The 1240-nt window shown below is 50.8% G+C and carries 2 rRNA genes; both read right to left on the reverse strand.

The annotated features are described in order from the left end of the window. Window positions 1-8: 8 nt before the first annotated feature. Window positions 9-124 (reverse strand): 5S ribosomal RNA (rrf, locus tag DXY31_RS10685). A gap of 132 nt (window positions 125-256) precedes the next feature. Then, window positions 257-1240: ribosomal RNA gene (locus DXY31_RS10690) — 23S ribosomal RNA — on the reverse strand; the annotation flags it as partial.

Consider the following 1240-nt stretch of genomic DNA (forward strand, 5'->3'; position numbering starts at 1 on the left):
TTAATGGGACCTGGCAGTGTCCTACTCTCACATGGGGAAGCCCCACACTACCATCGGCGCTAATACGTTTCACTTCTGAGTTCGGAATGGAGTCAGGTGGTACCGTATCGCTATGGCTGCCAGGAAAAACTGGTAACAATCTAGAAAACTGGATATCAATTCAATCGTGAGTAACTACTTTTCACTCTACTTGCGGCTCTTTTCAGAGCTTAGCTTGTCTACAACACTCAAAAGCCTAAAGCTTCTTGGGCGTTGTATGGTTAAGCCTCTCGGGCAATTAGTACAGGTTAGCTTAACGCCTTACAACGCTTCCACACCCTGCCTATCAACGTCATCGTCTATAACAACCCTTCCAGACCTTAAAGGTCAGGGATGACTCATCTTTGGGCCGGCTTCCCGCTTAGATGCTTTCAGCGGTTATCCGTTCCGAACATAGCTACCGGGCAATGCCATTGGCATGACAACCCGAACACCAGCGGTTCGTCCACTCCGGTCCTCTCGTACTAGGAGCAGCTCCCATCAATCATCCAACGCCCACACCAGATAGGGACCGAACTGTCTCACGACGTTCTAAACCCAGCTCGCGTACCACTTTAAATGGCGAACAGCCATACCCTTGGGACCGGCTTCAGCCCCAGGATGTGATGAGCCGACATCGAGGTGCCAAACACCGCCGTCGATATGAACTCTTGGGCGGTATCAGCCTGTTATCCCCGGAGTACCTTTTATCCGTTGAGCGATGGCCCTTCCATACAGAACCACCGGATCACTATGACCTACTTTCGTACCTGCTCGACGTGTCTGTCTCGCAGTTAAGCTAGCTTATGCCATTGCACTAACCTCACGATGTCCGACCGTGATTAGCTAACCTTCGTGCTCCTCCGTTACTATTTGGGAGGAGACCGCCCCAGTCAAACTACCCACCAGACACTGTCCACATTCCCGATAAGGGAACAATGTTAGAACATCAAACATACAAGGGTGGTATTTCAAGGACGGCTCCACACAATCTAGCGACTGTGCTTCAAAGCCTCCCACCTATCCTACACATGTAGGTTCAATGTTCAGTGCCAAGCTGTAGTAAAGGTTCACGGGGTCTTTCCGTCTAGGTGCGGGTACACAGCATCTTCACTGCGATTTCAATTTCACTGAGTCTCGGGTGGAGACAGCGTGGCCATGGTTACACCATTCGTGCAGGTCGGAACTTACCCGACAAGGAATTTCGCTACCTTAGGACCGT

The organism is Synechococcus sp. UW179A (assembly GCF_900473965.1).
Lineage (GTDB): Bacteria > Cyanobacteriota > Cyanobacteriia > PCC-6307 > Cyanobiaceae > Synechococcus_C.